The following is a 14,990-nucleotide window of genomic DNA, read 5'->3' on the forward strand; positions in this document are numbered from 1 at the left end:
ACGGTCTTTCTGTGATGAGGTTTACGGTCTGCGGATGCCGCCGCTCGCGGCATCCGTCATCGGTCGTCGTTCGCGGCGGCTACTTCACGCTGCCGATCGCGAGCCCGCCCTGCCAGTACCGCTGCAGGAAGAGGAACGAGAGGATGAGCGGGATGATCGAGATGAAGGAGCCCGTCGTGATCAGGTTCCACACCTGTTCGCCGCCGGCACCCGCGTTCGAGAGCGCGGTCCAGCGATTCAGGCCGAGAGTCACGGGCAGGAGCTCGGGGTCGGTGAGCACGGCGAGCGGCAGGAAGAAGTTGTTCCACGTGCCGACGACGGAGAGCAGGAGCACCGTCACGATCGCCGGCTTCAGAAGCGGCAGCGCGACCTGCGCGAACGTGCGCAGCTCGCCGGCGCCGTCGATGCGTGCCGCCTCGAGCAGCTCGTCGGGCACGGCGTCCTGCGCGTAGACGCGCATGAGGTATACCCCGAACGGATTCAGGAGCGACGGCAGGATCACGGCCCAGGGCGTGTTGATGAGGCCCATCTGGCTGAGCAGCATGAACGTGGGGATGACGAGCGCCGTGAGCGGCACCATCACCGACGCGAGCACGATCGTGAAGAACGGACCGCGACCGCGGAACCGGTACTTGGCGAACCCATAGCCCGCGAGGATCGCGAGGATCGTCGCCCCCGCTCCACCCGCGAACGCGTACAGGAACGAGTTCGCGAACCAGCGCCAGTAGACGCCGCCCTGATGGGTGAAGAGTCCGGCGATGTTGTCGAAGAACGCGAACTGGTCGTCGAACCACAGCGGCCCGCCCGTGCCCGTGAAGAGGCCGGAGTTGCTCTTCGTCGCCGCGACGATGAGCCACCACAGCGGCGTGATGAAGTAGATCGCGAGGATGATGAGGAAGACGTGCGAGCCGATGCGCCGGCCGCCCGAGCGACCGCGGTCGTCGCGGCGCGGCGCGTGCGCCGGCACTCCGGTCGCGACGGTGTGGTCGGTGGGCGCCGTGGCGCGAGTCGAGGTCGTGGAGGACATCACTTCAGTCCGCTCTGCTTGCGCGTGAGGAAGAGGAACACGGTCGACCCGGCGAACACGAGTGCACCGAGCGAGAAGGCGATCGCCGAGGCGTAGTTGAACTGGCTGTAGGAGAACGCCAGCGAGAACGCGTACATGTTCGGCGTGTACGCCGCGTCGATCGCCCCTTGGGCGACGCTGCGGAGCACGACGGGCTCGGTGAAGAACTGGAGCGTGCCGATGAGCGCGAACGTGATCACCATCACCATCGACGACGAGATCATCGGCAGCTTGATGCGCGTGGCGGTCTGCCAGCCGTTCGCTCCGTCGATGCGCGCCGCCTCGTAGATCGTGGGATCGATCGAGCGGAGGGCCGCGTAGATGACGATCATGTAGTACCCGGCCCACTGCCACGTGACGATGTTCACGAGGCTGCCGAAGATGCTGTCGGCGGCGAGGAAGTTGGGGGCGTCGAGGCCGACCATGCTGAAGATCGTCGCCGCGGGGCCGAAACGGGGGCTGTAGAGGAAGCTCCACATGAGGGCGCCGATGACGACCGGAATCGCGTACGGCACGAAGATGAGCAGCCGCGAGAGCTTCGACACGCGCGTCGCGAGCGTGTCGAGCACGAGCGCCGCGACGAGGGCGACGAGCAGTTGCGCCGGGATCATGACGACCGCGTACGCGAGCACCCGCAGCATCCCCTCGAGGAAGAGCGGATCGGTGAACGCCTTCACGTAGTTCGCGACACCCGTGAACTCGGTGCCGGTCGCGAGCGTCGAGGTGAACAGGCTCATGCCGAACGCGTAACCGAGCGGGAGCACGAGGAAGATCGCGAAGACGATCGCGAACGGGGCGACGAAGAGCCAGCCCCAGCGCTGGCGGCGACGAACGAGGCGGGCACCTCCGCCCGGGCGTGGAGGCGCGTCGCGCCGCGACCGGACCGCGGATGCCGCGGTCGCCTCCATGGTGTTGCTGGTCATCGTTGCTCTCTTCGTCGAGTCGTCGGTCGGAGGTCGGCCCGCGTCCGGTGAAGGAGATCACCGGACGCGGGCCGGGGAGACGCTACTGGAGCGTGAAGCCCTGCTCGGTGGCGTACTTCTCGAGCGAGACCTGCAGGTCGTCGAGCGCCTGCGAGGCATCCTTCTCGCCCTGCACCATCGCGTACAGCTCTTCGGTCAGCTGGTCGTAGGCGTAGTTCTGGAAGGGGCTGAACGTGAATCCGGTGTAGCCGGATGCCGCTTCGAGGAACACGTCCTTGTTGATCTGCTGTCCGCCGAAGAACGGGTACTCGAGGTCGCGGAAGTAGTCGGACTCGAGGATGGGCTTCCACAGCGGGAAGAGCGCCGCCTCCTCGATGCCGATCTTCCAGGCCTCCTCGGTGCCGAAGACCTCCTTCGCGACGATCGCCGCAGCCTCGGGGTCTTTCGCCTGCGTCGTCACGGCGAACGTGGATCCGCCCCAGTTGATCTGCACCGGGTTGGCCGGGTCCCACTGGGGAACCGGCGCTGCGCGCCAGACGGCGTCGGCGTCAGCGTCGGAAAGGCCGCCGAGGTAGCCGGGGCCCCAGGCCGCCGCGATGTAGATGGCGTAGGAGCCGTCGACGAGCTTGGTGTTGTAGTCGGCCGTGAAGGCGTCTTCAGTGCCGACGAGCCCGTCTGCTGCGAGCTTCTCCCAGTACGCGAGCACGTCTTTCGCGGGCTGATCGTTGACCTCGATGCCGATCTCGGTCGGCTTCGCGTTGTCGTAGACGAACGGCGTCGAGCCGACCTGGGCGAAGAGGGCCTGGTTGTAGGCGCGGCCGTTCGTGGGGAAGTCGGCGAGCACGCCGGGCGCCCCGGCGTCCTTCAGTGCCTGGGCGGCCGCGGCGAACTCGTCCCACGTGGTGGGCACGGGGATGCCGTACTCGTCGAGGATGTCCTGCCGGTAGAGCATGCCCATGGGCCCGCCGTCGACCGGGATCGCGTAGACCGCGTCGCCGCTCGAGACGTCTTTCCAGGCGCCTTCGGAGTAGTCGCCCTTGACGTCGTTCGCGCCGTACTCGGTGAGGTCGACGAGTGCGTCGCGGATGCTGAAGCTCGAGAGCACCTCGGACTCGAGCATGATCACGTCAGGTGCGCCGGAGCCCGATTCGATCGCGGTCGAGAACTTCGTGTACTCGTCGTTGCCCTGGCCGGCGTTGGTCCAGCAGATCTGCACCTCGTCGTGGGTCTCGTTGAACAGGTCGACGACCTGCTCGAAGGCGGGGTACCAAGCCCAGACGCTCACCTGGGTGGCGTCGGGCTGGAGGATCTCGTTGGTGCACGATTCTGCGCTGGCACCGGGCGTGCAGCCGGTGAGTGCGGCTGCGGCGACGGCGACGACGCCGCTCGCGGCAAGGAGCTTGGACCTCATTTGCTGTGCTTCCTCTCGCGGTGTTGGACACCGTTGTCTCTGGCGATTGAGGCTCGTGCACCGTCGCACAGCAGGGGCTCCGCGGCGAGTTCCGAGTCTTCTACAACGTTGTAAAGTAAACGTTGTAGAGACATGCTGCCGCGCGATCCGCGCGATGTCAAGTTCGAACCGGACAGTTGCCGGATCGAGCCCGGACTACGCGCCGATCATCGCCTCGGATGGCGCCGACTCGCGTTCGGCGATGTGGAAGTCGGCGAGGAGGAGCCGCGGCTCGCCTGCGGCATCCGTTCGCCGGATTCGCTCGAGAAGTGTCGCGACGGCGGTGCGGGCGATCCAGCGCTGGCCCGGATCGACGGTCGTGAGCGACGGAATCGAGTACTGCGCCTCGTCGAGGCCGTCGAAGCCCATGACGGCCACATCTTCGGGCACCCGGATGCCCGCCTCCTGCAGTACGCGCATCGCGCCGAGCGCGAGCGTGTCGTTGAGCCCGAACACCGCGTCGAACGTGACGCCGCGGTCGAGGAGGTCGCGCATGCCGCGGGCGCCGTTGGAACGGTGCCACGTGGTCGTCTCGCTGATGATCGAGTCGTCATAGGGCACGCCGGCCGCCTCGAGGGCCTCGCGGTAGCCGCGCAGGCGCAGGCCTGCCGAACCGATGACCTCGCCCGGGTGCGCCCCGACGACGGCGATCCTCCTCCGCCCGGAGGCGAGCAGGTACTCCGTCGCGGCCCGCGCGGCCTCGACGTTCCGCATCGTGACGTGGTCGACGGGTGCGTCGAAGATGCGCTCGCCGAGGAGCACGAGCGGGTACGGCCGCTCGAGGTGCTCGGCATCGTCCTGACCCATTCCGAGCGCGCTGAAGATGAGGCCGTCGGTCATCTGCAGCCGCGGACTGCGCAGCAGTTCGAGCTCGCGATCGCGGTCACCGCCCGTCTGCTCGACGAGCACGACAACACCCGCCTCGTCGGCGGCTTCGATGACGGCGGCCGCGAGCTCGGCGAAGTAGCTGAGGGCCAGTTCGGGCACCGCGAGCGCTATCGCCCCGGTGCGGCCCGACCTGAGGCTGCGGGCCGTGAGGTTCGGGGTGTATCCGAGATCGGCGATCGCCTGCTCGACCCTGGCCTTCGTCGCCGGGCGGATGTGCGGGTAGTCGTTGATGACGTTCGAGACGGTCTTGATCGAGACCCCCGCCAGACGGGCCACGTCATGCAGCGTCGACGCCATGGTGCCTCCTCAGCCGATGCCGCCACTCTACAACGTTGTAGGCGACAGAGCCTTGCCGCAAGGCGGTCGGGCGCTGCCGCCCCGAGCGGCTGCGTCACGGCATCGCCGGCGGCGTGACGTGCGCCTGCGCGCGCTCGGCGTTGCGCGCCGAGATGCGCGCGAGCCGAGCGAGCCGTTCGCGCTCGAGCGGCACCGCGAACACTGCCCACAGCACGAGGGCGACCCCAGCGCCCACGAGCAGGCCGCCGATCGTGTCGGAGAGCCAGTGCGCGCCGAGGTACGTGCGGCTGATCGCCATGAGCACGGTGTAGGCGGCGCCCAGGACCCACATCCAGACGTAGGGGATGATCACGGCGAGGGCCAGCGCGATGGTCGCGGCATTCCCGACATGCCCCGACGGGAACGAACCTGTATCGGACGTGACGAGGATGTCCGGCGGACGGGCCCGCATGAATGAGCGCTTGAGGATCTGCACCACGCCGGCGCTCGCCGCCGATGCCACGAGGAAGTACAACGCCGCCCATGGGCGCCTGACGACGAGGAGGATCACGGCTGTCACGACCGGGACGACGAACACTCCGGCCACGCCGCCGCCGAGCATGTTCATGAAGTACCCGAACACGTCGCCGACCGGCCCGCGGATCTCGACCAGGTCTTCAGCCCACTCCTCGTCGAACTCGAACGGCAGGCCTCCGGAGCGCGCCATCACGACCACGCCCAGCAGTGCTGCGACGACGATCCCGGCAGTGCCGCCGACGAGTGGGACGCGGCGACCGAGCCGCTGCGCCTTCGCCTCGCGCTGGGCGGGTCTCAGGTCGTCGGCGACCGTCGCCGTGGCGTCATTGCCGGTGGCCTCCTGCGCGGTGTCAGGCGCGTCGGGCGGCGGTGCCGTCGGCTCGGTGTCGCGTTCGGTCATCACTCCACGTTAACGCGGTGCGGTGAGCGGATGCCACGGCACGCGGCATGCTGCATCCGCTCGCCGTTGCTCGCTCGCCGTGCTCAGTCGCTCAGCGGCGGCACCGTGCTCGGGCGTACGAGCCACCACAGCGCCGTGATCGCGACCACGGCTGCGCACAGCATGACGAACGCCATGGGCACGGCGCTGCCGACGCCCAGGAGTCCGATGAGCGGCGAGATCAGGCCGGCGAGCCCGAAGTTCAACGCACCGAGCAGCGACGCCGCGGTGCCGGCCTCGGCGCCGTGCCGCGCGAGGGCGAGCACCTGCACAGCGGGGAACGAGAAGCCGCACGCGAGGATGTAGATCCACAGCGGGATCGCGATGCCCCAGAAGCCGGCGCCCGTGCTGTCGAGCACCATGATCGCCACGGCCATGGCGAGGTGCACGATCGTCGTGATCGCGAGGATCCACTGCGGCTGCACCGGGCCGCGCATGAGCCGCGAGCTCGCCTGCACGCCGATGATGATGCCGACGGAGTTCACCGCGAAGAGCAAGCCGTACTGCTGCGCGGTGAACGCGTAGAGCTCCTGGAAGAGGAACGACGAGGTCGAGAGGTAGCCGAAGAGGCCCGTGAAGGTCATGCCGCCGACGATCACGGCGCCGAGGTACACGCGGTCGCGGAAGAGCGCCGCGTACCGGTCGCGCAGCGTCGAGTGCCCGGCGACGTGGCGGCGCGACTCGGGCAGCGTCTCGACGATGAAGAACGAGACGGCGACGACGACGACCGCGGCGTAGATCGCGAGCACGACGAACACGCCACGCCAGTCCATGAAGGCGAGCAGCTGCGACCCGATCACGGGCGCGAGCACCGGGGCCAGGCCGTTGACGAGCGCGAGGCGGGAGAGCATGCGCACGAGCGGCTTGCCGCCGAAGAGGTCGCGCACCATCGCCATGGCGACGACGCCGCCGGCGGCCGCGCCGAAGCCCTGCAGCAGGCGGAACACCATGAGCCAGGCGATGTCGGGCGCGAGGGCGGCGGCGACGGATGCCGCGATGTGCAGCACCGTGGCGAGGATGAGCGGCAGTCGACGACCGACCTTGTCACTCCACGGGCCGACGATGAGCTGGCCGAAGCCGAATCCGATCATGGTGCCCGTGAGCGTGAGCTGGACGGCGGCCGCCGAGACGCCGAGTTCGTCCTGCAGCACGGGGAACGCGGGCAGGTAGAGGTCGACGGTGAACGGGCCGAGCGCGGTGAGCGCGCCGAGCACGAGCACGTAGACGAGTCGCTGGCGGCGGCTGAGGAGGTCGCCGGGGTGCGAGGGACGACCGTAGTCGTCGGGACGGATGATGGGGATGGAGGACGTGCTCGACATGCGTATTCCTGGACGTGCTCGGATGCGGCGGCGCACGCCCTCGGGCACCGGGAAACAGGACTGACGGCACCCTCGGGCGCCGTCAGTGTTCGATCTCAGGCCCGCGCGGCCTCGAATCGATTCGACTGGTGTCCAGTCTAGCGCGCGCCCCCCGGGGCAGATCAAGTTCGAATCGAGGTTCGTGCACCTTGCGCAGCACTTTCGAGAGGTTTCGGCGAACGACGTCCTCAGAACGCCGCCGAATATGTTGCGCTTGACGGCATATCTGAACCCAACGTATATTCGACACGTCCAGATCACTTTCGACGTTGACGTCGAAACTTTCGAGAGGTTCAAAGATGAACAGACGCAGCATCCCACGGCTCGTCACGCTGGGTGCCGTGGCCGCGCTGGCCCTCGGCACCCTCGCCGGGTGCAGTGCCGCAAGCGGCGACACGGGCGACGGCTCGACCGAGCTGAGCTTCTGGCACAACTCCACCACCGGCCCCGGCAAGGCCTATTGGGAGCAGACGGCCAAGGACTTCGAGGCCGAGCACCCCGGCGTCGACATCAAGATCCAGGCCATCCAGAACGAGGACATGGACGGCAAGCTCCAGACCGCCCTGAACTCCGGCGATGCGCCAGACATCTTCATGGCTCGTGGCGGCGGCAAGCTCGCAGCCGTCGTCGAGGCGGGTCAGGTGCAGGACCTCACCGACGCGCTCTCCGACGACACGAAGGCCGCACTGGGAGAGGCATCGCTCGCCGCGCTCTCCGTCGATGACAAGGTCTACGGCGTGCCGTCCTCCGTGCTGCCGGGCGGCATCTACTACAGCAAGGACCTGTTCGCCCAGGCCGGCATCACCGCGCCGCCGGCCACCTTCGACGAGCTGAGCGAGGCCGTCGACAAGCTCAAGGCGGCCGGCGTCGGCCCGATCGCCCTCGGCGCCAAGGACGCCTGGCCCGCCGCCCACTGGTACTACTTCTTCGTGCTCCGCGAGTGCTCGCAAGATGTCGTGGCCGAGCTCGCGTCGGACCCGAGTTTCAGCGACGAGTGCTTCCTGCGCGCCGGCGAGGACCTCGCGGACTTCGCCGCCACCGAGCCGTACAACGATGGCTTCCTCACCACCTCCGCGCAGCAGGGTGCCGGCTCCTCCGCGGGCCTGCTCGCCAACCACAAGGCGGCCATGGAGCTCATGGGCGCGTGGGATCCCGGCGTGATCGCCTCGTTGACGCCCGACGAGCAGCCGCTCGCCGACCTCGGCTGGTTCCCCTTCCCTGCCGTGGACGGCGGCGACGGTGAGGCCGGCGCGATGATGGGCGGCGTCGACGGCTACAGCTGCTTCGTCGACGCGCCGAAGGAATGCGGCGAGTTCCTCGAGTTCGCCTCGCAGAAGGAGCAGCAGGAGGCCTACGCCGAGGCATTCGTGACACTCCCGGCCAACAAGGACGCCCAGAGCGTCGTCACCGACCCTGCGCTGCAGGAGGTGCTCGCCTCGTACAACGACGCACCGTATGTCTCGGTGTGGCTCGACACCCTGCTCGGCCAGAACGTCGGCAACGCACTCAACGTCGGCGTCGTCGACCTGCTCGCCGGCAAGGGCGACGCCCAGGGCATCGTCGACGCCGTCGAAGACGCCATCAAGAAGGGCTGAGAGGCCCTCGCAGCATGAATGTTCGCACCAGCACTCCCGCAACGCAGCGAGGAGCCCTGGCGGACGGCGTGCGGGTCGGGGACGAGTCGTCCCCGACCCCGCGCCGGGTCGCCGCCCCGGCACCATCGGTCGCACGGCGAGGCCGTCCAGACTGGCGGAAGGCCTTCGAGATCGCCTTGCTCGTCGGTCCGGCGCTCGTCGTCTTCCTCGGCTTCGTCATCTTCCCGGTCGTCATGGCCGGCTACTACGGGTTCTTCAGCTGGAAGGGCTACGGCCCGCCGACCGACTTCGTCGGCCTGCAGAACTACGTCACGATCCTCCAGGACCCGACGTTCCACGAGGCACTCTGGCACAACGCCGTCATCGTCGTGATGTCGCTCGTGCTGCAGGGGCCGCTCGCGCTGCTGCTGGCTCTGCTGCTGAACCGCCCGATGCGCGGACAGTCGGTGATCCGGGTGCTCATCTTCGTGCCCTACGTGCTCGCAGAGGTCGTCGTCGGCACCGGCTGGAGCCTCATGCTCCAGAGCAACGGCGCGGTCAACGGACTGCTCGAGAAGATCGGCCTCGGCGCTCTCGCCCAGGACTGGCTCTCGAACCCCGACCTGGCGATCTGGACCCTGATGGGGATCATCACCTGGAAGTACATCGGCTTCGCCGTCATCCTCTTCCTGGCCGGCCTGCAAGGCATCCCCCAGGAGCTCACCGAGGCCGCCCAGATCGACGGCGCGTCCTACTGGCAGATCCAGCGCAGGATCACGCTCCCACTGCTCGGCCCGACGCTGCGCATCTGGGCGTTCCTGTCGATCATCGGGTCACTGCAGCTGTTCGATCTCGTCTACATCATCTGGGGCCAGTACATCGCCTCGACCGCGGGCACCTCGACGATGGCGACGTACATGGTGGCCAACGGCCGCAACGCCGGCAACTTCGGCTACGGCAACGCCGTGGCGGTCGTGCTGTTCATCATCTCGCTCATCGTCGCCCTCATCTACCAGCGCTACGTGCTGCGCCGTGACACGGCGGGCGCCCTCACCGAACGGAGCGAGCGATGACCGCCTCGACCATCGCCATCCCGCCGGCCAGGCGGCCGCGCGGCAACGGCCGGCTCCCTTGGGGCAGCCCCGCCACCTACTTCGGCGCCCTCGTCGTCATCGGGCTCATGCTGGCGCCGATCGGGTACATCATCATCGGCGGCTTCCGCACCAACGCGCAGATCACCGCCGATCCGTCGGGTTTGCCGTCGCCCTGGGCGATCGGCAACTACTCGGAAGTGCTCGCCAGCACGACGTTCTGGGGCGAGGTGGCGAACTCGACGGTCGCCGCGGTCGTCACCACGGTCGGGGTCGTCGCGCTCGGCCTCATGGCCAGCTACGTGCTCGCGCGGTACCGGTTCCGTGCGCGCGGCCTGCTCTACGCGACCTTCGCCGCGGGCCTCATGTTTCCCATGACGGTCGCGATCACCCCGCTGTACCTCGTCGTGCGGAACCTCGGCCTGACGAACTCGCTCGCCGGCATCATCCTGCCCCAGATCGCCTTCGCGCTGCCGGCCACGATCATCATCCTCGTGCCGTTCCTGCGCGCCATCCCCGACGAGCTCGAGGAGGCCGCTTCGATCGACGGATGCTCGCGGCTCGGCTTCTTCTGGAGGATGGTGGTGCCGTTGGCGATGCCCGGTGTCATCACCGTGGGCATCCTCGCCTTCATCGCGAGCTGGAACAGCTACATGCTGCCCCTGTTCATCCTCAACCACGAGGCGAGCTACACGCTGCCGCTCGGGGTGCAGGCCTTCGCCTCGCAGTACTCGGTCGACACCGCCAAGGTGCTCGCCTTCACCTCGCTGTCGATGATTCCCGCGCTCATCTTCTTCAGCATCTTCGAGCGCCGCATCGTCGGCGGTCTGACCGGGGCGGTGAAGGGATGAGCGAGCCGGTGACGGATGCCGCGGGCGCGACGGATGCCGCCACGATGACGAATGCCCCGACGGAGCGAGAGGCCGGCACGATGACGGAAGCCCAGACGACAGATGCCACGACGGATGCCACGACGTCGACCGATGCGCCGTGGCGCGACCGGTCGCTGCCTGCCGGTGCGCGCGCGGATGCGCTCATCGCCGAACTCACCCTCGACGAGAAGATCGCCCAGCTCTACGGCATCTGGATCGGCGCCGCCGATGACGGCGCCGACGTGGCGCCGCACCAGCACGACATGAGCACTGACGTGAATCTCGACGAGCTGCTCCCCAAGGGGCTCGGCCAGATCACGCGGGCCTTCGGCACCGCACCGGTCGATGCCGCGGTCGGGGCGCAGTCGCTCGCCCGGCTGCAGGAGCGCATCGTCGCGTCGAGCAGGTTCGGCATTCCGGCGCTCGTGCACGAGGAGTGCCTGGCGGGCTTCGCCGCCTACGGCGCGACCGCCTACCCGGTGCCGCTGTCGTGGGGCGCGACGTTCGACCCCGAGCTCATCGAGCAGATGGCGCGCCGCATCGGCGCCGACATGCGCTCGGTCGGCGTCCATCAGGGACTCGCCCCGGTGCTCGACGTCGTGCGCGACGCCCGGTGGGGCCGCGTCGAAGAGACCATGGGCGAAGATCCGTACCTCGTCGGCACCCTCGGCACGGCGTACGTGCGGGGGCTCGAGGCATCCGGCATCATCGCGACCCTCAAGCACTTTGTCGGGTACTCGGCATCGCGAGCGGGCCGCAACCTGGCGCCGGTGTCGGTCGGCGCCAGGGAGCTCGCCGACGTGCTGCTGGCGCCGTTCGAGATGGTGGTGCGAGATGCCAAGCCGCGTTCGGTGATGAACGCGTACACCGATCTCGACGGCGTGCCCACCGCCGCCGACCACGACCTGCTCACGGGCCTGCTGCGCGAGACCTGGGGCTTCGAGGGCACCGTCGTCGCCGACTACTTCTCGGTGGCCTTCCTCGAGACCCTGCACGGCACGGCCGGCGACCTGGGCGATGCCGCCGCTGCGGCGCTCGAGGCGGGCATCGACGTGGAACTGCCCACGGTGCACGCGTTCGGCGAGCCGCTCGTGCGGGCGGTCGTCGACGGCCGAATCGACGAGGACGTCATCGATCTGGCCCTCCGCCGGGTGCTCGTGCAGAAGATCGAAGCGGGGCTGCTCGACGACCCGGCCGCACCGGCCGCGTCGTCGGCCGCGAAGGGCACCGTCGATCTCGACCCCGTGGAGAATCGCGCCCTCGCGCGCCGCATCGCCGAGCAGGCGATCGTGCTGCTCCACAACGACGGCACGCTGCCCCTCGCCGAACCCGCCCGTATCGCGGTGATCGGCCCGACCGCCGACGACCCGCTCGCCGTGCTCGGGTGCTACGCCTTCCCGACGCACGTCGGCGTGCACCACCCGGAGAGCGGGTTGGGCATCGAGCTTCCGACCCTCATCGAGGCCCTGCGCACCGAGTTCCCCTCCGCCGAGATCCGCTCGGCATCGGGCACCTCGATCGACGGCGGCGAAACCGACGGCATCGCGCACGCGGTCGCGCTCGCGGCAACCGCCGATGTGGTGGTGCTCGCGCTCGGCGACCGCGCGGGCCTGTTCGGCCGGGGCACGAGCGGTGAGGGCTGCGACGCCGAGACCCTCGACCTGCCCGGCGCGCAGGCGGCGCTGCTCGAGGCCGTGCTCGACGCCGGAACCCCGACGGTGCTCACCCTGCTCGCAGGTCGCCCGTACGTGCTCGGCACGGCACCCGACCGCGCCGCCGGAATCCTGCAGGCGTTCTTCCCGGGCGAAGAGGGCACCCGCGCACTCGCGGCCATCCTCGGGGGACGCGTGAACCCGAGCGGACGCCTGCCCGTCAGCGTGCCGTCGACGCCGGGAGCGCAGCCGTCGACCTACCTGGCCTCGACGCTCGCCCGGCGCAGCAGCGTTTCGAATATCGACCCGACCGCTCGATATCCCTTCGGCCACGGACTCGGCTACACGTCGTTCGCGTGGAGCGACCTGCAGGTGGAGGCGCCCCAGGTGACGACCGAGGGCGCAGTCCTGCTGTCGCTCACGGTGGAGAACACCGGCGACCGGGCGGGCGCCGAGGTGGTGCAACTGTACCTGCACGACCCCGTGGCATCCGTCGTGCGACCGGTGCAACGGCTGGTCGGATTCCGCCGCGTCGAGCTCGAGCCCGGAGCATCCGTGCGCCTGAGCGTCGAGATGCCGGCCGACCTCGCCGCATTCACGGGGCGCGACGGCCGCCGCATCGTCGAGCCTGGGGCACTCGTGCTGGGCTTCGGGCGATCGAGCGCCGACCTGCCGCTGCGGTCGAGCGTCGAGCTCGTCGGGCCGGTGCGGGTGGTCGACCACACCCGGGCGCTGCATCCCGTGTGGGCCGTCGTCGGATGACGGATGCCGCAGGCCGGGGTGGGTCCCTCCCGGCCTGCGGAGCCTCAACTCGCGGCGGTCGGCGGTGCCGTGCTCTCGCGCACGACGAGGCTCGTGGCGAGGTCCATGCGCGGCGTGGGTGCCGATCCACGCTCGCCCGACCCGGCACCCGTCGCGGCGGGCTCGTCGCGCTCGTCGGCGAGCCGGATCGCGAGCCTCGCCGCCTCCTCGCCCATGCGGCGGAGGGGCTGGTGCACGGTCGTGAGCCGAGGGGTCAGCCAGCGAGCGAGCGGGATGTCGTCGTAGCCGACGATCGAGAGCTCTTCGGGCACGCGGATGCCGCGCTCGCGGGCCGCTTCCATGACCCCGAGCGCCTGCATGTCGCTGCCGGCGAAGATCGCGGTCGGCCGGTCGGGTCGGCCGAGCAGCTCGCGGGCTCGTTCGCGGCCGCCGCTGACGTGGAAGTCCCCGAAGCGGATCCAGTCGGGGTCGATGGCGAGCCCAGCGGAGTTCATCGCCGAGCGGTAGCCGTCGACCCGGGCGAGCGAACACATCATGTCTTCGGGGCCCGTGATCGCGGCGATGCGCGTGTGGCCGAGCTCGATGAGGTGCCGGGTGGCCGCGAGGCCGCCCGACCAGTTCGCCGAACCGACCGAGGGCGCGTCAGGCGAGGGGTCGCCGGCCGGGTCGACGATGACGAACGAGATGGCCCGCGAGTGCAGCCGCTCCCGGTATTCGGGCGCCAACTCGGAGAAGACGAGGATGACGCCGACGGGCCGGCGTCGCATGACCCCCTCGATCCAGTCGGGATCGGGCGCATGCCGGCTGCCGCTCACCGTGAGCACGACGCTGAGCCCGTGCTCCTTGGCGACCTGCTCGACGCCGCCGATGAGCTCCATCGACCAGATCGGGTCGAGTTCGTGGAACACGAGCTCGATGAGCTCGGCCCGCGACTCGGAGCGCCCGCCGCGCCGCCGGTAGCCGCGCTCGGCGAGAAGCTGCTCGACGCGGGCGCGCGTGGGTGGCGAGACATCCGCCCGGCCGTTCAGAACCTTCGAGATGGTGGACAGCGAGACGCCCGCCTCCTCGGCCACGCTTGCGAGGGTGACCCGCTCCCCCGCGACATCCGATTCCATGTTTCGAATTCTAGGCCCGAAACTTGCGGTCAGCCACGCAGACGGGCGAGTTCGGCGCCCGCCGCCTCGAGCCAGTGCAACGTCTCAGCCATCGCGGCATCGCTGCCGCCGGCGAGGTCGGTGAGGGCGACGGATGCCGCGAACCCGCGCGGCTCGGCCGTGATCGCCCCGGCGACGAGCGCCGTCGGCACGCCCGCGTCGCCCGCGAGGGCAGCCACCACCGTCGGCGCCTTGCCCGCCTCGGACTGCCCGTCGAAGCGCCCCTCCCCCGTGATCACGAGGTCGGCTCCCTGCAGCACGTCGGCGAGGCCGACCGTGTGCGCGACGAGGGCCGCGCCGCCGCCCATCTCGGCGCCCCACGCGAGCAGGCCGAAGCCGGCACCGCCGGCCGCGCCCGAGCCGGGTGCCTGGGGATTCGCAGGCAGGAGCCGTGCGAGCCGCGCGAGGTTCGACTCGAGCACCTCGACGCCTGCGGCATCCGCTCCCTTCTGCGGCCCGAAGACCGCGGCTGCGCCGAGCGGGCCGAGCAAGGGGTTCGTGACGTCGCCGAGGATGACCGCGCCGCCTGGCGGCAGCGGTCGCAGGCCTGAGAGGTCGACGCGCGCGAGCGTGCCCAGCCCCCGATTGCCGAGCTTGATCGGCCGGCCCGACGCATCGAGGAATCGCCCGCCGAGCACGGCGAGCGCGCCGACCCCGCCGTCGGTCGAGGCGCTGCCGCCGAGCGCGAGCAGGAGGCGGTCGACGCCGTGGTCGAGCGCCGCCGCAATCGCCTCGCCGAATCCGGCGGTGTGCGCGTCGAGGGGCGAGAGCGGATCGAGCAGCGTGATGCCCGAGGTCGCGGCGAGCTCGACGACGGCGGCCGGCCGGTCGCCGGGCAACAGCAGCCAGTGCGACGCGACCGGTTCGGAGACGGGGCCGCGCACCGTGACCGGCATCCGCCGCGCCCCCGGCACCGCCGCCGCGAACGCGTCGAGGGTGCCCTCGCCG

The 14,990-nt window shown here is 69.7% G+C and carries 12 protein-coding genes; 4 read left to right on the forward strand and 8 right to left on the reverse strand.

The genetic code is table 11. The annotated features are described in order from the left end of the window. Window positions 1–79 precede the first annotated feature (79 nt). The 6 genes from ESP51_RS05285 to ESP51_RS05310 all read right to left on the reverse strand — a co-directional run bounded on the left by ESP51_RS05285 (window position 80) and on the right by ESP51_RS05310 (window position 6,898). Window positions 80–1,027, reverse strand: coding sequence for a carbohydrate ABC transporter permease (locus ESP51_RS05285; RefSeq protein ID WP_129519847.1), 948 nt, complete (start codon window positions 1,025–1,027; stop codon window positions 80–82). Further along, window positions 1,027–1,989 carry a carbohydrate ABC transporter permease gene (locus ESP51_RS05290; RefSeq protein WP_241842989.1) on the reverse strand — a complete coding sequence of 321 codons (963 nt, stop codon included), beginning with the start codon at window positions 1,987–1,989 and terminating at the stop codon, window positions 1,027–1,029. Before ESP51_RS05290 ends, ESP51_RS05285 begins: the two co-directional genes overlap by 1 nt. A gap of 82 nt (window positions 1,990–2,071) precedes the next feature. Continuing rightward, entirely contained in the window at window positions 2,072–3,400 is a 1,329-nt protein-coding gene (locus ESP51_RS05295) for an ABC transporter substrate-binding protein (RefSeq protein WP_129519848.1), read from the reverse strand. A gap of 195 nt (window positions 3,401–3,595) precedes the next feature. Further along, complete coding sequence (locus ESP51_RS05300; RefSeq protein WP_129519849.1) at window positions 3,596–4,624, reverse strand: LacI family DNA-binding transcriptional regulator; 1,029 nt, start codon at window positions 4,622–4,624, stop codon at window positions 3,596–3,598. 94 nt (window positions 4,625–4,718) lie between these two features. Continuing rightward, a complete protein-coding gene (locus tag ESP51_RS05305; RefSeq protein WP_241842990.1) occupies window positions 4,719–5,540 on the reverse strand; it encodes a phosphatase PAP2 family protein in 822 nt (273 codons plus the stop codon). Window positions 5,541–5,623: 83 nt separating this feature from the next. Then, window positions 5,624–6,898 (reverse strand): multidrug effflux MFS transporter, encoded by a 1,275-nt coding sequence (locus tag ESP51_RS05310; RefSeq protein ID WP_129519850.1) that lies wholly within the window; start codon window positions 6,896–6,898, stop codon window positions 5,624–5,626. Window positions 6,899–7,236: 338 nt separating this feature from the next. Between ESP51_RS05310 and ESP51_RS05315 the strand changes: the two genes are divergently transcribed. From ESP51_RS05315 to ESP51_RS05330, 4 genes are read left to right on the forward strand one after another with little or no spacing between them, the layout of a single operon-like run. Then, window positions 7,237–8,532 (forward strand): extracellular solute-binding protein, encoded by a 1,296-nt coding sequence (locus tag ESP51_RS05315; protein ID WP_129519851.1) that lies wholly within the window; start codon window positions 7,237–7,239, stop codon window positions 8,530–8,532. Between the two features lie 14 nt (window positions 8,533–8,546). Further along, the gene (locus ESP51_RS05320; protein WP_129519852.1) at window positions 8,547–9,584 is read left to right on the forward strand and encodes a carbohydrate ABC transporter permease; all 1,038 of its coding nucleotides are present in this window, start codon (window positions 8,547–8,549) and stop codon (window positions 9,582–9,584) included. Then, the gene (locus ESP51_RS05325; protein ID WP_129519853.1) at window positions 9,581–10,453 is read left to right on the forward strand and encodes a carbohydrate ABC transporter permease; all 873 of its coding nucleotides are present in this window, start codon (window positions 9,581–9,583) and stop codon (window positions 10,451–10,453) included. Before ESP51_RS05320 ends, ESP51_RS05325 begins: the two co-directional genes overlap by 4 nt. Further along, window positions 10,450–12,888 (forward strand): beta-xylosidase/alpha-l-arabinosidase, encoded by a 2,439-nt coding sequence (locus ESP51_RS05330; RefSeq protein WP_241842991.1) that lies wholly within the window; start codon window positions 10,450–10,452, stop codon window positions 12,886–12,888. Before ESP51_RS05325 ends, ESP51_RS05330 begins: the two co-directional genes overlap by 4 nt. Window positions 12,889–12,932: 44 nt before the next feature. Here the strand turns inward: ESP51_RS05330 and ESP51_RS05335 are convergent, their stop codons facing one another. Continuing rightward, window positions 12,933–14,003, reverse strand: a complete 1,071-nt coding sequence (locus ESP51_RS05335; RefSeq protein WP_129519854.1) for a LacI family DNA-binding transcriptional regulator — start codon at window positions 14,001–14,003, stop codon at window positions 12,933–12,935. A 29-nt stretch (window positions 14,004–14,032) separates the two neighbouring features. Continuing rightward, window positions 14,033–14,990: glycerate kinase (locus ESP51_RS05340; protein WP_164990410.1), on the reverse strand; the 958-nt coding region annotated here is incomplete at its 5' end.

Origin of the sequence: Agromyces albus (assembly GCF_004134825.1) — a bacterium.
In the GTDB taxonomy this organism is placed as follows: domain Bacteria; phylum Actinomycetota; class Actinomycetes; order Actinomycetales; family Microbacteriaceae; genus Agromyces; species Agromyces albus.

What these genes read in the sequence shown, in the direction of transcription:
- ESP51_RS05285 (WP_129519847.1), bottom strand. Translation starts at nt 1,027, where the DNA reads ATGTCCTCCACGACCTCGACTCGCGCCACGGCGCCCACCGACCACACC.
- ESP51_RS05290 (WP_241842989.1), bottom strand. Translation starts at nt 1,989, where the DNA reads ATGACCAGCAACACCATGGAGGCGACCGCGGCATCCGCGGTCCGGTCG.
- ESP51_RS05295 (WP_129519848.1), bottom strand. Translation starts at nt 3,400, where the DNA reads ATGAGGTCCAAGCTCCTTGCCGCGAGCGGCGTCGTCGCCGTCGCCGCA.
- ESP51_RS05300 (WP_129519849.1), bottom strand. Translation starts at nt 4,624, where the DNA reads ATGGCGTCGACGCTGCATGACGTGGCCCGTCTGGCGGGGGTCTCGATC.
- ESP51_RS05305 (WP_241842990.1), bottom strand. Translation starts at nt 5,540, where the DNA reads ATGACCGAACGCGACACCGAGCCGACGGCACCGCCGCCCGACGCGCCT.
- ESP51_RS05310 (WP_129519850.1), bottom strand. Translation starts at nt 6,898, where the DNA reads ATGTCGAGCACGTCCTCCATCCCCATCATCCGTCCCGACGACTACGGT.
- ESP51_RS05315 (WP_129519851.1), top strand. Translation starts at nt 7,237, where the DNA reads ATGAACAGACGCAGCATCCCACGGCTCGTCACGCTGGGTGCCGTGGCC.
- ESP51_RS05320 (WP_129519852.1), top strand. Translation starts at nt 8,547, where the DNA reads ATGAATGTTCGCACCAGCACTCCCGCAACGCAGCGAGGAGCCCTGGCG.
- ESP51_RS05325 (WP_129519853.1), top strand. Translation starts at nt 9,581, where the DNA reads ATGACCGCCTCGACCATCGCCATCCCGCCGGCCAGGCGGCCGCGCGGC.
- ESP51_RS05330 (WP_241842991.1), top strand. Translation starts at nt 10,450, where the DNA reads ATGAGCGAGCCGGTGACGGATGCCGCGGGCGCGACGGATGCCGCCACG.
- ESP51_RS05335 (WP_129519854.1), bottom strand. Translation starts at nt 14,003, where the DNA reads ATGGAATCGGATGTCGCGGGGGAGCGGGTCACCCTCGCAAGCGTGGCC.